The sequence below is a fragment of the Celeribacter indicus genome (assembly GCF_000819565.1).
Classification (GTDB): Bacteria; Pseudomonadota; Alphaproteobacteria; order Rhodobacterales; family Rhodobacteraceae; genus Celeribacter; species Celeribacter indicus.
In genome coordinates this window covers 4,465,934-4,481,580 of the sequence record NZ_CP004393.1, presented here as the reverse complement: position 1 = coordinate 4,481,580, position 15,647 = coordinate 4,465,934, and the positions used below count along the sequence as shown (strand labels likewise).

Sequence of the window (15,647 nt, the reverse complement as noted above, 5' to 3'; positions counted from 1 at the left end):
GCCCCCGTCCGGTCCCCGGTCATTTTTCCCCGGTCGTCCCGCGATGGCGCAGATGCGCCTGAAGCTGGCGCGCGAGTTCGAGGAGCCGCTCGGGCACCTCCTCCTCGCGGATTCTTTCGAGCTGCTCGTCCAGCTCTTTCTGAATGTCCCCGGCATCGGAGGCAGACGGATGTTGCTCCTTGATCATGCCACCCCTCTTTCTTTCTGGTTCTGGCGGTATCCCGCAGATATTATGACGCGCCCGCGTGGGTGGATCACAATTCGCGATGCCGCACCAGAATTTCGCACAGGGTTGCGCGGAAGGAACATAAATCCGCGCAATCCGTTCCTCTACACTCCGGAACCTGCCGCGATGCGCGGCGATCCCGCGTCGCCCCGGCCGCCGGGGCCGGGGACCAGGAGCCATAGGAAAGGAGCTGCGATGCCTTCCCCCGACGGACCGACCCGAATTCCTGCCATCTCGGCGCCCGACAGCACCCTGGCCTTTCTGCGGGACGGCTACGACTTCATTGCGACCCGGTGCGACGCGCTCGGAACCGACGCGTTTCGCACGCGGATCCTGCTCCGGAAAGTCACCTGTGTCAGGGGCCCCGAGGCGGTCGCGGCCTTCTATGCGCCCGGCCGGATGAGCCGGCGCGGAGCGATGCCGGTAAGCGTGATGACCCTGCTTCAGGATCGCGGCAGCGTCCAGACGCTCGACGGGGAGGCACACCGGCGCCGGAAAGCCTTGTTCCTCGACCTCATGACCCCCGAACGGCTGGAGGCGGCGCGGGCGATCCTGGCTGAGGAACTGGCGCGCGCGGCGGCGGAGGAATGGCGCGGTCGGAAGGAGGTGGTCCTGAGCGACGCCATCGGCGGGATCATGTGCCGGACTGCCCTGCGCTGGTGCGATCTGCCGCTCGAGGGCGAGGATATCGCCGCGCTCGCCCGCGAGCTGTCGGCGATGATCGCGGGCGCGGGCAGGATCGGGCCGGACCGGCTGCGCGCGGGCTTGCTGCGCGCACGGTCCGAACGCCGGATGCGCGACCGGATCGCCGCCGCGCGGCAGGGGCATGGCGGGCAAGGCTGGGTGATCGACCGGCTGATCGCTCATCGCGACGCGGATGGCAGCGCCCTCGACGATGCCGTGGCGGCGGTCGAGTTGCTCAACATCCTGCGTCCCGTCGTCGCCATCGGACGTTTCATCGTCTTCGCCGTCCATGCCCGCGCCTGTCATACCGGCGCGGCCCACTGGCTCGAGGCCCGCGGCGACGAGGCCGCCTGCCGCGCCTTCGGAGAGGAGGTGCGGCGGGTCTATCCCTTTTTCCCGGTCATCGGCGGGCGGGTGCGCGAGGCGTTCGACTGGCGGGGAGAACGGTTCGGGGAAGGCGACTGGATCCTTCTCGACCTCTATGGGACCTGCCGCGACGGATCGGTCTGGCCCGCGCCCGCGCAGTTCGATCCCGAGCGGCACATGCGGCCGCCGCCGCCCGGCGCGATGGTGCCACAGGGCGGGGGTGACATGGAGGAAGGACATCGCTGCCCCGGAGAGGATCTCACCCGCGCGCTGCTGACCGAGGCGATCGGATTCTTCCTCGGGCTCGATTACGAGGTGCCTGCGCAGGATCTCCAAATCCCGCATGACCGCTTCCCGCCCTGGCCGCGCGACGGGATGCGCCTCGGCTTTTCGCGTTGAACGGAATGGAACAATCGAAGCCCGCGCTAGTTTGTGAACAGATGCGCGCCGCGCCCTGACCCACAGACCGCCGTAGCGAGACTGACCGGTTTCGCCGAAAACCGAACGCGTGAAGGAGACCCGCCATGCCTCGGCTCGATACCGTCGCACGAGCCCCGACCGCCCTCGCCGCCCTTCGTCCGTCCCTCTTTCCGCCGCGATCCTCGTCCGCGCCGTGAGGGCCACGCGTTCCTTCCTCCCCGCGCGCCCCGGCCCGCGGCCTGCGGCCGGACTGGTCGCGGTCGTGGTGCTGTCGGGCTGCGCCGGACGGCAATCCGTGCTCGATCCTGCCGGGACGGACGCCGCGGCGCTGTCGGTACTGTTCACCGGCCTGCTGATCGGAGCCGTCGTACTCTGGCTCGCGATGAACGGGATGTTCTACTACTTCATCCGCCGCAGGCTCGGCACCCTGCCCGAACGCTACGGCCGCCTCGTCATCTTCTATGGCGGGGTTGTGACGCCGACGCTCCTGATCGGCGCGACCCTCGTCTGGGGCCTGTCGCTTCTGCCGGACCAGCGGCTGCCGGGGGAGGGGCTGCGCGTCCGCGTGACGGGCGAGCAATGGTGGTGGCGGGTGGAATACTGGCCTGACGGTGCTGCGGAACCCGTCGTCTCCGCCAATGAGATCCGCCTTCCTGCGGGACGGCGCACGGAATTCGTGCTCGATTCCGATCAGGTCATCCATTCCTTCTGGATCCCTGCACTGGGCGGCAAGATGGACATGTTTCCTGGCCGCGAGACCCGCATGAGCCTGCATCCGGAGACACCGGGCGTCTATCGCGGCCAATGTGCCGAATTCTGCGGCACGAGCCATGCCTGGATGGCCTTCGAGACGGTTGTGATGCCGGAGGAGGAGTTCGAGGACTGGCTGGCCGCCGAGGCGGAGGACGCCCGCCCGCCCGCCAGTGCCGCCGCGGAGCGCGGCGCCGCGCTCTTTCGCCGCGAGGGCTGCGGCGCCTGTCATGCGGTCCGCGGCACCGACGCCATCGGACAGGTCGGACCCGATCTCACCCACCTGGGCGCGCGCCATTCGATCGGCGCGGCGCGGATCGGCACCTCCACGGAGGAGATCGCGGCCTGGATCCGCGATGCCGGCGCGTTCAAGCCCGACGTGCGCATGCCCGCCTATCCCGACCTGACGGACGCGGAAAGCCGCGACATCGCCCTCTATCTGAAGGATCTGAAATGACCCGGTCCGCCGCTCCCGATCCGCGCCGCGAACCCCGCGGCACCTATCCGCCGGAGGAGGAGATGCTCGCCGAGCCGGTCCCCCCCGAGCTCGCCCGCGCGCAGGCCGCCCGTCTCCGCGAGGTCTGGCAGGCGCCGAAAGGCTGGCGCTACTGGTCAGCGGTGAACAATACGGAGGTAGGAAAGTGGTATTCGGCCACGGCCTTCGCCTTCATGCTGCTGGCGGGGATCCTCGCGCTCGTGATGCGCGCCCAGCTCGCCCTGCCGGAGAACGACCTGATGTCCTCGGACAGATTCAACCAGTTCTTCACCATGCACGGCTCGGCGATGATGTTCCTCTTCGCCGTCCCGATGTTCGAGGCGATCTCGATCCTCCTGCTGCCCGGCATGCTCGGCGCCCGCGACATGCCGTTCCCGCGGCTCTCGGCCTTCGGCTACTGGTGCTTCGTGATCGGCGGCGTCTTCGTCATGGGCTCGCTCCTGTTCGATGCCGCGCCGCGCGCCGGATGGTTCATGTATCCGCCGCTCGCCACCGAGGATCCGGGACCGGGCTCCGACATCTGGCTCCTGGGGCTGTCGTTCATCGAGATCGCCTCCATCGCCGCCGCGGTCGAGTTGATCGTCGGCACGCTCAAATGTCGCCCGCCGGGCATGCGCGTGAACCTCATGCCGCTCTACGCGTGGTACGTGCTCGTCGTCGGCGGGATGATCCTCTTCGCCTTCCCGCCGCTGATCGCCGGGGATTTCCTCTTCGAACTCGAACGCAGCTTCGACTGGCCGTTCTTCGACCCGGAGCGCGGCGGGGATCCGCTGCTCTGGCAGCACCTGTTCTGGATCTTCGGCCATCCGGAGGTCTACATCATCTTCCTGCCCTCGATCGCCATCGCCGCGATGATCGTGCCCACCGTCGCGCAGCGCCCCATCGTCGGCTATTCCTGGATTGTGCTCTCCGCCGTCGGCACCGGGTTCCTGAGTTTCGGCCTCTGGGTGCACCACATGTACACGACCGGCCTGCCCGAACTCTCCCTCGGCTTCTTTTCGGCCGCCTCCGAAGGGGTGGTCATCCCCACGGGAATCCAGCTTTTCGCCTTTCTCGCGACGCTGATGGTCGGGCGCATCCGCATGATCCTGCCGATGCTCTGGATCGCCGGCGCGCTCGCGGTCTTCACCATGGGCGGGCTGACCGGCGTCATGCTCGCCCTCGCGCCGTTCGACTCGCAGGTGCACGACACCTATTTCGTCGTCGCGCACCTGCACTACACGCTGTTCGGCGGGATGGTCTTTCCGGTGATCGCCGGGATCTATTACTACTATCCCTTCATCGCCAAGAAGATGCTGTCCGAGCGGCTCGGCCGCTGGGCCTTCTGGCTGATCTTCACCGGGTTCAACCTGACCTTCCTGCCCATGCACTATACCGGCCTCATGGGCATGCCGCGCCGCGTCTTCACCTATCCCGGCGGGCTCGGCTGGGACGTTCCGAACCTCGTGTCCTCCCTCGGGTCGGCGGTGATCGCTGCGGGATTCGCCGTCTTCGTCTGGGATCTCGTGCGGCCGAAACGCGACCAGCCGCCGGTCGAACGCAACCCCTGGCGCGGCGGGACGCTCGAATGGACCCATGAAATACCGGCGGAGGGATGGGGCATCCGCTCCATCCCCTATGTCACCAGCCGCTATCCGCTCTGGGACCAGGCGAAGCTCGTGGAGCGGATCGACGCCGGGCGCTTTTACCTGGCGGATGCCGAGGAGGGGTTGCGCGAGACGTTCGTCACCTCCGTCATGGACGGCGAACCGGTGATGGTGCAGCGGGTGGGCAAGCCGACATGGATCACCCATATCGCCGCGCTCTTCACCGGCGGGGCCTTCATCTTCCCGACCTTCCACCTCTACACCCCCGCGATCCTCTGCGCCGGCCTGGCTCTCGCCGCCATCCTCTACTGGCTCTGGACCCTGACGGCGCGGCCGCCGGAAAAGGACCGAAAGGACGTCGGGCTGGGGCTGACGCTGCCGACCTATGTCTCGGGTCCGGAATCGACCGGATGGTGGGCGATGTGGATCACCATGCTCGGGGACGCCACTGCCTTCGCCTCCCTGGTCTTCGGCTTCTTCTTCTACTGGACCACCGGAGCGTCCTTCCCCCCCGAGGATGCACTGCATGCCGGGGGAGGCGCGGTGGCGATCGCGGCGGCCGGCTATGCCGTGAGCTGGGCGCTGACGCTCTCGGCGCGCGGGCTCAACACGCGTGGGCGGGTCATCGCGGCGCGCGCGGCCCTGCTCGTCGCCGCGCTCCTCACGCTCGTCGCCGCTCTTGCGCTGATCGCGGCGATCCTGCCGCTGGAACCGACCTCGCATGTCTATCCGGCGCTCATCTGGGCCCTCGCCGTGTGGATCGTGGCGCATTCCATCGCGGGCTTCGTGATGCAGATCTACTGCCTCGCCGGAAGCCTCACCGGAAAACTCACGCCGCGCTACGATGCGGATCTGTGGAACATCTCTCTCTACTGGCATTTCTTCCTGATATCGGCGCTCGTGACCTGCGCCGTGATCGGACCCGTCGCGAGGGTGCTATGACCGAAGACCAGCAACAGCAGCAGCATCAACACCCGCCGCAGCCGGACGAGGACCGCCAGGAATTCGCCGCCGAAGCCGGCAGCCTCTGGCGCCTCACCCTGCCGCCCGCGACATGGGCGGTGCATTTCGTGCTGTGCTACAGCGCGGTGTCGCTTGCCTGCGTCCGCGGCCTGCTGCCCATCGGGCTGGTCCGGATCGGGCTGCTTGGCGCGAGCGTGATTGCCCTCTGTCTCATCGCCCTCGAAGGACGGCGTGCCCTGCGGCAATGGGATGTTCGCAACAGCGGCGTCTTCGTCCACAAGGAAGGCACAGACGAGGACCGGCACCGTTTCCTCGGACACGCCACCTTTCTGCTCGCCATCATTTCCGGCATCGGCACGACCTACACATCCCTGCCGCTCCTGATGCTCGGGGGCTGCCGATGAGGCCGATCTTCCTCCTCCCCGCCCTCGCGCTTCTCGCGCTCCTCTGGGCCGCGCCGCTGGACGACTGGCTGCCGGCCTTTCCGGTGCACATGCTGCGTCACATGGGGCTCGTCGCGGTGGCCGCGCCGCTCCTCGTCCTCGGACTGCCGCCCCATGCCGGTCGGGTCGCCATCCAGCCGCTTCTGGCGGCGGTGATCGAATTCCTGCTCGTCTGGGGCTGGCACCTTCCGGCGGCCCATGCGCTCGGCCGGCTCTCCGGAGCGGGCTTCGCGGCGGAACAGGCGAGCTTCCTGCTTGCCGGCGTGCTCGTCTGGGCCGGCTGCCTGAGGGCCGGGCATCCGCTCGCGGGAGCGGGCGGGCTCCTGCTGACCTCCATGCACATGACCCTTCTGGGCGCGCTGCTGATCCTTGCGCCGCGCGATCTCTATGCCGAGATCTGCGGCACCGCGCCCGACCTCGACGGCCAGCAGGTCGGTGGCATCCTCATGCTCGCCATCGGCACACCGGTCTATCTGTTCGGCGGCATCGCCCTCACCGGCCGCGCCCTGGCGGAGGAACCGGCATGAGGCACGTCGTTCTCACCCTCGTCGCGCTTGCCGTGCTGGGCCTCGCCTTCGCGAGCGCCGTGGTCGGCTTCGGCCTCTACAACGTGTCCGCCCTGGCCGGCCATTTCCCCGGCGTGAGCTGGGTGCTGCACAGCACCTACCGCAATGCGGTGAAGCTGCGCGCCCCGGCGACGGAGGTGCCGGACCTGACCGATCCCGACATGATTGCGCTTGGGGCCGGGCATTATGCCACCGCCTGCGTCCCCTGCCATGCCGCACCGGAAGTGCCGCGGACGGCCACCGCGCGGGCGATGGTACCGGAACCGCCCGCGATCACCGAAGCGATAGAGGACTGGGAGCCGGGCGAGTTGCACTGGGTGGTCTACAACGGCATCAAGATGAGCGGCATGCCGGCCTGGCCCGCGGCCGGGCGCGAGGACGAGGCATGGCCGGTCGTCGCCTATCTCGAGGCGGTGCGGCGCGACGCGGCGCCGGTGCTGCCCGAGGCGTCGCCGCGCGAGGACAGCACCGCCTATTGCCGGACCTGCCACGGGGACGTGGGCGGACAGGTCCCGCGGCTCGACCTCCTGACGCAGGAGGAGATCGGCGCCGCCCTCGCCGCCTATCGCGACGGCACCCGGCCGAGCGGCATCATGCAGCACGCGGTGAGCGAAGTGCCGGAGGCCGATCTCGCGAGCCTCGCCGAGACCTTCGCGGGCCGCACGCGGAGCGGTACGGAAACCGGACAGGACCCCGATCCCGCCGCGAGCCTTCCGGGGGAGGGGGAAGAGCAGCCGCTCGCCATGCGTGGCACCCGCGATGTGCCCGCCTGCACCGCCTGTCACGGTACGGGGACAGCGGCGGGCGAGGATCCCGGCGCGCCCGCTCTCGCCGGTCAGAACCGCGCCTATCTGGAGATCCAGCTCCGGCTGTGGCGGGAGGGTATCCGGCAGGGCGCGCCCAAGATGAGCGCGGCCGCACAGGCGCTCACCGACGGCGATATCGCGGAGCTGGCCGACTGGTTCTCGCGTCAGCCGACGCCGCAGGGGAGCGCGCCAGATGCCCGACAGGAGTGAACGCGGAGACGGACCAAGCTCGGTGGGCGAGATCGTCGATCGGCTGGCAGATGCCGCGGAGCGGGGGGAGGAGGTCGCCCTCGAAAATATTCTCGACACTCTCGGCAGGGCCTCCTTCGTGCCGATGCTGATGGCGGCGGCGCTCGCGGTGGTGACGCCGCTTTCCGGAATTCCGCTGTTCTCGAGCCTTTGCGGCATCACAATCGCCCTGATCTCCGCCCAGATGGTGATCGGGCGGGATTGCCTATGGATGCCGCGCTGGCTCGGCCGCCGCACTGTCCCCGCCGCCCGACTCAAGACGGCAACCGACGCACTTCGCAAACCCGCGGGCTGGCTGGACCGAAACTCGGGGGAACGCCTTCGCCCGCTCGTCTCTCCGCCCATGGACAGGGTGATCAGCCTCATCTGCATGCTGTGCGGCCTCACCATGCCGCTGCTGGAACTGGTGCCCTTCACCTCCTCGATCCTCGGGACGGCGGTGGCCTTCCTCTCGCTCACGCTTCTGGTCCAGGACGGCCTCTTCGCCCTCATCGGATTTTCGGTGATCGGGGTGGCCGTCGGCGTCGGGATCTATGTGATCTGAGATGCCGCAGAACGTTTGGCGCGTGCCGGCACATGGCAAAGCCCCGCCGCAGGGACGGGGCCTTGTGCACGCTCCGTCTCTCTCCTCTCCCCGGTGCGATCGCGAAGAGGGATCACACCGGCTCGGCCACCGTCCCGCGCGGCTGACGCGGACCACGCAGGACGGGGATGGTGATGAGCACGAGAATCAGGACGACCGTGGGCGCCACGAGCCGGGGCACCTGTGCCCAGCCGTCGAACCCCTTCTCCCACAGCGCCCAAATCACGGTGAACACATAGGTGAGAAGATAGATCCAGAGCGCGGCCATCGACGCGCGCACGAGCAGCCACGCGGTGATGCAGAGACCGAGGCCAGCAATGGCATAGTACCAGCTTCCGCCGAGGGTAATGAGCCATATGCCGCCCCCCAAGAGGACGAGGCCGAAAACGGCAAGCACCACGGCGAGAACGACCGTGGCGATATATCCACCGCTTCTGGTGCGGGTTGCTGACTGGGGGGTGCGGCGCGCCTCCGGCTGTAGATCGGTCATGTCTGCCTCCTCTTTTGCGCAATTCCATGCCACCCCAACCCCGCCACGCGCCGGATGTTCCCGACGCGCGGGTCTCGCCGAACCGCGCGCGCCGCATCAACGCGGAGCGTCCGCGCCGCCACCTTCGTCAATCCTTCTTGACGTGCTCGGGCTTGCCCTTGCGTTTGGTCGAGGCGAGATCCTCAAGCTCATCTTCGGACATCGAGTCGTACATGCCCTTGGACGCACCTTGCAGATCTCCCTTGCGCGTGTCGCCGCGCTTCGCGGAGAGGGCGGCTCCGGCGGCCTTTTGCTGGGCTTTCGACTTTGCAGGCATGGTCAACCTCCTCTTGCCTGGGGAACAGGGGAACAACCCGCAGGCCGCGAAAAGGTTCGCCTTGCACGCCCGCGGACGGGTCCGGCCGGCGGCGGTCCGCCGGGCGTGGCACTCCCGATGCGGGCCGACGGATCCGGCGGATTTCATGGGACGAGGGCGGGAACAATCCGTTCGGGGCGCTGTTGCTTGGTCCACGGAGCGGGTCCGGCGAAAGGGCTCCGCAGCGCCATGAAAGGAACAGTCGAATGGCACTCTTCTCCAAAGATATCGATTCCATGGAAGACCTGTACCTGCACACTCTGCGAGACATCTACTATGCGGAGAAACAGATCGAGAAAGCTCTGCCCAAGATGATCGACAAAGCCTCCGACGAGAGGCTGAAGGAGGCGTTTACCGTCCATCTCGACGAGACCCACGGACATGTCCAGCGTCTCGAAAGAGTCTTCGACATGATCGGCGCCCAGACCAAGGGCGTCACCTGTCCCGCCATCGACGGCATCATCAAAGAGGCCGACGAGATCGCCGGCGACATTTCCGACAGTCATGTGCTCGATGCGGCGCTCGCCGCGGCCGCGCAGGCGGTCGAGCATTACGAGATCACCCGCTACGGCACGCTGATCGCATGGTCGAAGGAGATGGGGCGCAACGACTGCGCGGAGCTTCTGGCGCAGACCAGTTCCGAAGAACACGCCGCCGACGAAAAGCTGACGCGGCTCGCGGAAAGTCGGCTCAACGAGATGTCCTGAGGCAGGACTGTCCCGCGCGTACCGTCCCCGCCATGCCGGCAGGGGCGGAACGCTCCAGTAATTTCAGATTGTCGGGAGGAAAGACAAATGGCACGAGACAACGAAAGACAGCGTCAGCGCCGCGGTGCGGCATCGCAGGACTACGGGTATGACTATCGCGAGGATCGCGACGTCTGGCCCGGTGCCGGAAGCCCCGGCCGCGAATATCGCGACCGTGACGACTATTCCTATGGCGGCCCCGGCTATGGCTATCCGGGGGTCGGCCTCGGCGGCTGGGCGGGCGGCTATCCCTATGGACCCGGCGGCTATGGCGCGGGGATGTACGACACTCCGCGCGACTGGCGGGGCGACTGGCGCGACCGCTATCGCGGCAACCGCCGGGACTTCTGGGACAGGGCCGGAGACGAAGTGGCCTCTTGGTTCGGCGATGACGACGCCCAGGAGCGGCGCGAGCAGGATCACCGGGGCCGCGGGCCTCGCGGCTACAGCCGTTCTGACGACCGGATCCTCGAGGATATCCACGACCAGCTCACCGCCGATCCGATCGTCGATGCGCTCGATATCGTGGTCTCCGTCACGGATCGCGAGGTGACGCTCGACGGGGAGGTCGGATCGCGCCGGGAGAAACGCCGGGCGGAGGATTGCGCGGAGGACGTGCTGGGCGTGGAGCACGTCCAGAACAACCTGAGGGTCCGGCGCGCCGCGTCGGGCGCGGCCGAGTCCTGAGCCGCCCGGAGATTCGGCCCGCGCGGCCCTGACACGCCTGCCGGGTCCCGGCTTTTCGCCGGGGCCTGGAACCGGTTGAAGAGTCAAGAAGTTGTCCGAGAGAAGGAGGATTAGTTTATGACCCCAAATTTGCCCGTCGTTTGCCTTCTGGCGCTGAGTTGCACCGTTGCCCCCGTGCTCGCGCAGGACGATACCCTCCCTCCGGCACCGGATACGCCGCCGCCCGCCGACACGGCCCCTCCGCCGGAAACCGGGCAGGCCCCGGAGCCCGCACCGGACGCGGATACCGATACCGAAGCTCCCGATGCGGGTGTTTCGGAGCCTGGGGAAACCCCCGCCGCGCCCGCAGAGGAGCCCCCCGGAGCGGAGCCGGCCCCTCCCGAAGATACCGCGCCTCCCGCAGATGACGGCCCTGCCGCAGATGATGAGACGGACGCCCCGGAACCCGCCGCCCCGGCCGCTCCCCCCGAAACCGGCACAGACACCACGACAACAGACACGACGACCCCCGCCCCGGCAGAACGTCCGGCGGCGGATCTTCCTGCGCAGGCGGGGGCGGACTGGCCGTTCTACGGCGGCGGCGCGAACGCGACCCGCTATTCTCCCCTCGACCAGATCGACCGCAGCAATGTCGGCGATCTCGAGCGCGCCTTCGTCTATCGCACCGGCGACATGCCGGAAGGCACCGCGGAGGGCAAGTATTCGCCGGAGACGACACCGCTCAAGATCGGCGACGATCTCGTGATGTGTTCGGCGATGAACATACTGATCTCCATCGACGCCGCCACGGGCGAGGAGAACTGGCGCTTCGATCCAGGCGTCCCGAACGACGCGATCCCCTATGGCGCGTCCTGCCGTGGCGTGTCCACCTACACCAACCCGGACGCGGCCGAGGGCGACCTCTGTGCGACCAAGGTCATCGAGGGCACGCTCGACGCCAAGCTCGTGGCGGTCGACCTCGAGACCGGCGAACCCTGCGAGGAGTTCGGTGAGAACGGCACCGTCGATCTGTGGCAGGACATCGGGGAGCGGGTGCCCGGCTGGTATGCCGTGACCGCGCCGCCCGCCGTGGTGCGCGGCATCGTCGTGACCGGCGCCCAGGTGAAGGACGGTCAGGCCGAGGATGCCCCCTCCGGCGTGATCCGCGGCTACGACGCCGTCACCGGCGAATTCCTCTGGGCCTGGGACCTCGGCGCCCCAGACGCGAACCGGGACGGGCCGCCGGAGGGCGAGATCTACACGCGCGGCACGCCGAACATGTGGACGACGGCGGTGTCCGACGAGGAACTCGGCTATGTCTATCTGCCGATGGGCAACTCCTCGGTGGATTATTACGGCTCGAACCGGTTCGAGGCGGAAAACGAATATGCCACCTCCCTCGTCGCACTCGACGCGACCACCGGCGAGCCCGTGTGGCATTTCCAGACCGTCCGCCACGACGTCTGGGACTACGACCTCGGCAGCCAGCCGACGCTGATCGACTTCGACGGCACGCCGGCGATCATCCTGCCCTCCAAGCAGGGGGACATCTATATCCTCGACCGCGAGACCGGCGAGCCGCTGACGCCGGTCGGCGAATTGTCCGGCCTGCCGAAGGGGGAGGTCGAACCGGACTACATCTCCGATACGCAACCCTATTCGGAATGGCACACGCTGCGGATGGAGCCGCTGGAGCCGAAGGACGCCTGGGGCTTCACCCCCATCGACCAGCTCTGGTGCCGCATCCAGTTCCACCGCGCGAATTACGAGGGCTATTTCACCCCGCCCTCGAGCGAACGGCCCTGGATCCAGTATCCCGGCTACAATGGCGGTTCCGACTGGGGCTCCGTTGCCGTCGACCCGGAACGCGGCGTGCTGGTGGCGAATTACAACGACGTTCCCAACTACAACCGACTCCTGACGCGCGAGGAAGCCGATGCACGCAACCTGCGTGCGATCCACGAACTCGCATCCGGTGAGACCTCGGGCGAGAATGCAGAGGGTGCGGGGGATCCGCAGGCCGGATCGCCCTATGCCATCGACGTGAATGCCGGCTGGCGCAACACCGTGACCGGCATGCCCTGCGTCGAGCCCCCCTATGGCGGCATCCGCGCCGTCGATCTCGAAACGGGAGAGACGTTGTGGGATACGCCGCTCGGCACGGCGCGCAAGAACGGTCCTTTCGGAATTCCCTCCATGCTGCCGGTCAAGATCGGCACGCCGAACAACGGCGGTGCCGTGGTCACGGCGGGCGGGCTGATCTTCATCGCCGCCGCCACCGATGACCTGTTCCGTGCGATCGACATCGAGACCGGCGAAACCGTGTGGAGCGACAAGCTGCCCGCGGGCGGTCAGGCCAACCCGATCGCCTATGAGGTGAACGGCAAGCAATATGTGATGGTCGCCGCAGTCGGGCACCATTTCATGGAGACGCCCGTCGGGGATTACCTGATCGCCTACGCGCTGCCCTAGCCGGCGCAGGGAAAGCCGGAGCGGGCCAGACCGTCAGCCCCTGCGGTCGCAACCCTCAGGGCCCGCTCCGACCCAGGACGCGTTCGTTGCCGACCGCTGCGAGCGCGTCCGCATTTTTCGCGGGCAAGGAACCGCCGGGGCGACACGGCCAGGCGGCGGTTGCGGAACCCCGGACGGGTGGGAACGGTTGATCCGGTGACGGGCGCGCGCCGCCGCCGGCGGCCAGACCCACTCCCCAATCGCAGGAGGACGACACCATGAGCGAAGCCATGCAGACCACGGATCACGAGACCATCCGCGCCTGGGCCGAGGCCCGCGACGGACGTCCCGCACGAGTCCGGAACACCGGCGGAGGCGGCGGCATCCTCCGCATCGACTTCGATCCGCCCGAGGACACGCTCGAAGCAATCGACTGGAGCGAATTCTTCGAGGTCTTCGAGGATCGGGACCTCGCCTTCCTCTACCAGGACGAGACCGCGGATGGCGGCCAGAGCCGCTTCAACAAGTTCATCGACCGTAACGGCGGATAGGAGGACAGCATGATCCGGACACTTTTCTGGGGCGCGGCGGCGGTTCTTGCCGGCGTGGCGCTAGGCAGACGCTCCCGTCCCGCCACCGGCACACCCGAGGTGCGCGACGCCGGGCCATCGGAAATGCGCGACCCGCCGCGGCACTGGGACCGGGTGGACGAGATGAGCGATGAATCTTTCCCGGCCAGCGACCCGCCCGCGAATTATTGAGCGGGAGGTCCCGATCGTGAAAACCGGCGCCGGCCTTTCGGAAGGTCGGCGCCGGTTCTCATTTGGCGGCGGCCCGGAGGGCCAGCGCATCAGTCCGCGACCCTATTCCGGCGCGGAGAAGGCGCCGCAGGCGAGGCGGTCCCCGGCATCGCCCGCCGGCTGTGACTCGTAATCGTCGACGCCCTCATGCATCACGAAAGCGGCCCCGTCCTCGTCGAGCAGATCTCTTTCCACGTCGATATCGGGGAGGAAGACTTCCACCTCTCCCACGCCGTTCTCCTTGACCGTGAGATTGGGCATGTCGCCCGGATGCGGCCCGCCTTCGGCCAGCACGCCGTGCTCGCGGTCCCCGGCGATATGGCCGCCGGCGGAGCTGAAATCCTCGGATTCGCAGTCGCCCACCTCGTGCAGGTGGATGGCGTGCACGCCTTCGGGAAGCTCGGTGAGCGTGATCGTCGCCACCGCCACACCGGAGGGGGTGTCATAGACGCGCACCGCGCCGAGCGCATTGCCTTCGAGGTCCTGCACGTCCGCCGTCGCTTCGGCGGCATAGGCCGCCGGCGCGAGCAAGGTGCCTGTGAGTGCGGCAATCATGAGGGTCTTCATGAAAATCTCCTTTGTCCGGATGAAGCCCGCCCGACGCCGGGGCGCGTTCGCGGGCAGTGAGGAGACAACAAACCGTCGGCGCCGATGTTCCGAGGCGACTCGCCTGTCCTCCCGGAGCCGGGAACATCGCCGGGCAGGCGGGGTTGAAGGTGCAGGACAAGGAGGACGTTCATGACCCCACCAAAGACTCCAAAGGCAAAGACTCCAAAGACCCCGAAGCAGAAGGCATCCGGGGCTGCGGCCGTCGATCGGCTGCGCGACGACATCGACCGCGGCGGAACCGGAGACAAGGTGGCCTTTGTCGATCCGGCGGCCGCACCGCTCGGAACCGATGACGAGGCCGCAGGTCATTCCCCGACGGCCGAGGAGGCCGTGGTCGCCGCGGGGCACGAACGCGCCCGCCCGGCCGAGAGGGGGGACAAGGCCACACCCGCAGACCTCGCAAGCGGCTCCGCGAGCTGGGGCTCGATCTTCCTCGTCTGCGTGGTGGTGGCGGTGATCGTCGCGATCATCGCCTGGGCCATCCTCGGGGGCTGAGCCGCTCAGTCCTTCCGTCGGCGGGCCTCCGTCTCGTCGGCCGTGCCGGTGGCGGGGGCAGGATGGGGGCCACCGGGTTGTTTCATCGACGGAATGCTCGTCGCGTTGAGATCCGCGCGGTGCCGTCCGGCAGGGTCGATCTGTTGCTGGCGCTGGTCGAGCACGCCCTTTTCGGGCGCGCGGGCCTTCAGGTTCTCGGGCTTCTCATGGATGTCTCGGTTCGCCATGGCGTCCTCCTGTGTTCCGGGGACCAACAGCCGTTCGGGCGCAATGTTCCCCGGCCGGCACGGCGAGGGCGCGGGAACACTTGCCGCAGTTGCGGGTTGGCTGCCTAGAGACGAAAAGGAGGTCACATGCCGTTTCCCGCCCTCTCGCCCCGCGTGACGCCTCTGCCGGTGGAGGCCGCCATCCCGCCCCAGCAGCCGCCGACCGAAGTGCCCCCCACGCCGGACCCCGACATCATGCCGCCCGCCCCGCCCGAGGCTCCCGACCAGCCCGATGTGCCGGAATACGAGCCGCCCGATCCGCAGGAGGTGCCCGAACAGTCGCCGCCGCCCGAGGGACCGCCTGGCGCGCCGCCCGAACTGCCGACGCAACGCGCCATTGCGGCAGCCGCGTGGCCCGGAGGTCTCCATGCCGGGTGAGGAGGACAGGCTTTGCGAGCTGGAAGGCCGGATCATCGCGCATCGCCGCCTGCTGGTGCGGCTGATGGGCGCCATGGATCCCGGAGCACGGGAGGAACACCTCCGCTGGATCGCCGACCGCGAAATCCTGCATGACGGGCAGGAGGATCCCGGCGCCGTGCCGACGGGAACGGAGGCGCTCTCCCTCAGCATCGCCGAGGAATTCAAGGAAATCGCCGAACTTGCCCGCGCCCGCTTTGCCGACGAGGCGTGA

Annotated in this window: 20 protein-coding genes; 15 read left to right on the top strand and 5 right to left on the bottom strand. The window is 68.1% G+C overall.

Going from position 1 to position 15,647, the window contains the following annotated elements; all coding sequences use genetic code 11:
• Nucleotides 1-19: 19 nt before the first annotated feature.
• A complete protein-coding gene (locus P73_RS26060) occupies nt 20-187 on the bottom strand; it encodes a hypothetical protein (RefSeq protein ID WP_158401969.1) in 168 nt (55 codons plus the stop codon).
• A gap of 234 nt (nt 188-421) precedes the next feature.
• Here P73_RS26060 and P73_RS21890 point away from each other — a divergent pair, with 234 nt between their 5' ends.
• The 7 genes from P73_RS21890 (at nt 422) to P73_RS21860 (ending at nt 8,099) form a co-directional block, all read left to right on the top strand.
• Entirely contained in the window at nt 422-1,675 is a 1,254-nt protein-coding gene (locus tag P73_RS21890; RefSeq protein WP_043871223.1) for a cytochrome P450 family protein, read from the top strand.
• A 214-nt stretch (nt 1,676-1,889) separates the two neighbouring features.
• Entirely contained in the window at nt 1,890-2,903 is a 1,014-nt protein-coding gene (locus P73_RS21885; protein ID WP_052453506.1) for a cytochrome c oxidase subunit II, read from the top strand.
• Nucleotides 2,900-5,470 carry a cytochrome c oxidase subunit I gene (gene ctaD, locus P73_RS21880; protein WP_043871222.1) on the top strand — a complete coding sequence of 857 codons (2,571 nt, stop codon included), beginning with the start codon at nt 2,900-2,902 and terminating at the stop codon, nt 5,468-5,470. The genes P73_RS21885 and ctaD overlap by 4 nt, the downstream gene beginning before the upstream one ends.
• Nucleotides 5,467-5,895 carry a hypothetical protein gene (locus P73_RS21875; RefSeq protein ID WP_043871221.1) on the top strand — a complete coding sequence of 143 codons (429 nt, stop codon included), beginning with the start codon at nt 5,467-5,469 and terminating at the stop codon, nt 5,893-5,895. The genes ctaD and P73_RS21875 overlap by 4 nt, the downstream gene beginning before the upstream one ends.
• Entirely contained in the window at nt 5,892-6,461 is a 570-nt protein-coding gene (locus P73_RS21870; RefSeq protein WP_043871220.1) for a cytochrome c oxidase assembly protein, read from the top strand. The genes P73_RS21875 and P73_RS21870 overlap by 4 nt, the downstream gene beginning before the upstream one ends.
• A complete protein-coding gene (locus P73_RS21865) occupies nt 6,458-7,516 on the top strand; it encodes a c-type cytochrome (protein WP_043871219.1) in 1,059 nt (352 codons plus the stop codon). The genes P73_RS21870 and P73_RS21865 overlap by 4 nt, the downstream gene beginning before the upstream one ends.
• Nucleotides 7,500-8,099: an exopolysaccharide biosynthesis protein gene (locus tag P73_RS21860; protein ID WP_043871218.1), complete on the top strand. Its 600-nt coding sequence runs from the start codon at nt 7,500-7,502 to the stop codon at nt 8,097-8,099. Before P73_RS21865 ends, P73_RS21860 begins: the two co-directional genes overlap by 17 nt.
• A gap of 112 nt (nt 8,100-8,211) precedes the next feature.
• On the opposite strand, the gene P73_RS21855 is transcribed toward P73_RS21860, so the two are convergent.
• Entirely contained in the window at nt 8,212-8,628 is a 417-nt protein-coding gene (locus P73_RS21855) for a glucose dehydrogenase (protein WP_245629212.1), read from the bottom strand.
• A gap of 127 nt (nt 8,629-8,755) precedes the next feature.
• Nucleotides 8,756-8,944: a DUF3008 family protein gene (locus P73_RS21850; RefSeq protein ID WP_043871217.1), complete on the bottom strand. Its 189-nt coding sequence runs from the start codon at nt 8,942-8,944 to the stop codon at nt 8,756-8,758.
• A 245-nt stretch (nt 8,945-9,189) separates the two neighbouring features.
• On the opposite strand from P73_RS21850, the gene P73_RS21845 reads away from it, so the two are divergent.
• The 5 genes from P73_RS21845 (at nt 9,190) to P73_RS21825 (ending at nt 13,607) form a co-directional block, all read left to right on the top strand.
• Nucleotides 9,190-9,690, top strand: coding sequence for a YciE/YciF ferroxidase family protein (locus tag P73_RS21845; protein ID WP_043871216.1), 501 nt, complete (start codon nt 9,190-9,192; stop codon nt 9,688-9,690).
• Between the two features lie 87 nt (nt 9,691-9,777).
• Nucleotides 9,778-10,416, top strand: coding sequence for a BON domain-containing protein (locus tag P73_RS21840; RefSeq protein WP_052453505.1), 639 nt, complete (start codon nt 9,778-9,780; stop codon nt 10,414-10,416).
• Nucleotides 10,417-10,533: 117 nt separating this feature from the next.
• Nucleotides 10,534-12,867 (top strand): pyrroloquinoline quinone-dependent dehydrogenase, encoded by a 2,334-nt coding sequence (locus tag P73_RS21835; RefSeq protein ID WP_245629211.1) that lies wholly within the window; start codon nt 10,534-10,536, stop codon nt 12,865-12,867.
• Nucleotides 12,868-13,124: 257 nt separating this feature from the next.
• Nucleotides 13,125-13,397 (top strand): bifunctional DNA primase/polymerase, encoded by a 273-nt coding sequence (locus P73_RS21830; protein WP_043871214.1) that lies wholly within the window; start codon nt 13,125-13,127, stop codon nt 13,395-13,397.
• Between the two features lie 9 nt (nt 13,398-13,406).
• The gene (locus P73_RS21825) at nt 13,407-13,607 is read left to right on the top strand and encodes a hypothetical protein (RefSeq protein WP_043871213.1); all 201 of its coding nucleotides are present in this window, start codon (nt 13,407-13,409) and stop codon (nt 13,605-13,607) included.
• 102 nt (nt 13,608-13,709) lie between these two features.
• Here the strand turns inward: P73_RS21825 and P73_RS21820 are convergent, their stop codons facing one another.
• Nucleotides 13,710-14,213 carry a superoxide dismutase family protein gene (locus P73_RS21820; protein WP_043871212.1) on the bottom strand — a complete coding sequence of 168 codons (504 nt, stop codon included), beginning with the start codon at nt 14,211-14,213 and terminating at the stop codon, nt 13,710-13,712.
• A 171-nt stretch (nt 14,214-14,384) separates the two neighbouring features.
• Between P73_RS21820 and P73_RS25225 the strand changes: the two genes are divergently transcribed.
• Complete coding sequence (locus P73_RS25225) at nt 14,385-14,750, top strand: hypothetical protein (protein WP_245629210.1); 366 nt, start codon at nt 14,385-14,387, stop codon at nt 14,748-14,750.
• Between the two features lie 5 nt (nt 14,751-14,755).
• Here P73_RS25225 and P73_RS21810 read toward each other — a convergent pair whose 3' ends face one another.
• Entirely contained in the window at nt 14,756-14,977 is a 222-nt protein-coding gene (locus tag P73_RS21810; protein ID WP_043871211.1) for a hypothetical protein, read from the bottom strand.
• A gap of 126 nt (nt 14,978-15,103) precedes the next feature.
• On the opposite strand from P73_RS21810, the gene P73_RS21805 reads away from it, so the two are divergent.
• On the top strand, nt 15,104-15,394 hold the full coding sequence (locus P73_RS21805; RefSeq protein ID WP_043871210.1) for a hypothetical protein: 291 nt from the start codon (nt 15,104-15,106) through the stop codon (nt 15,392-15,394).
• Nucleotides 15,384-15,647 carry a hypothetical protein gene (locus tag P73_RS21800; RefSeq protein WP_043871209.1) on the top strand — a complete coding sequence of 88 codons (264 nt, stop codon included), beginning with the start codon at nt 15,384-15,386 and terminating at the stop codon, nt 15,645-15,647. Before P73_RS21805 ends, P73_RS21800 begins: the two co-directional genes overlap by 11 nt.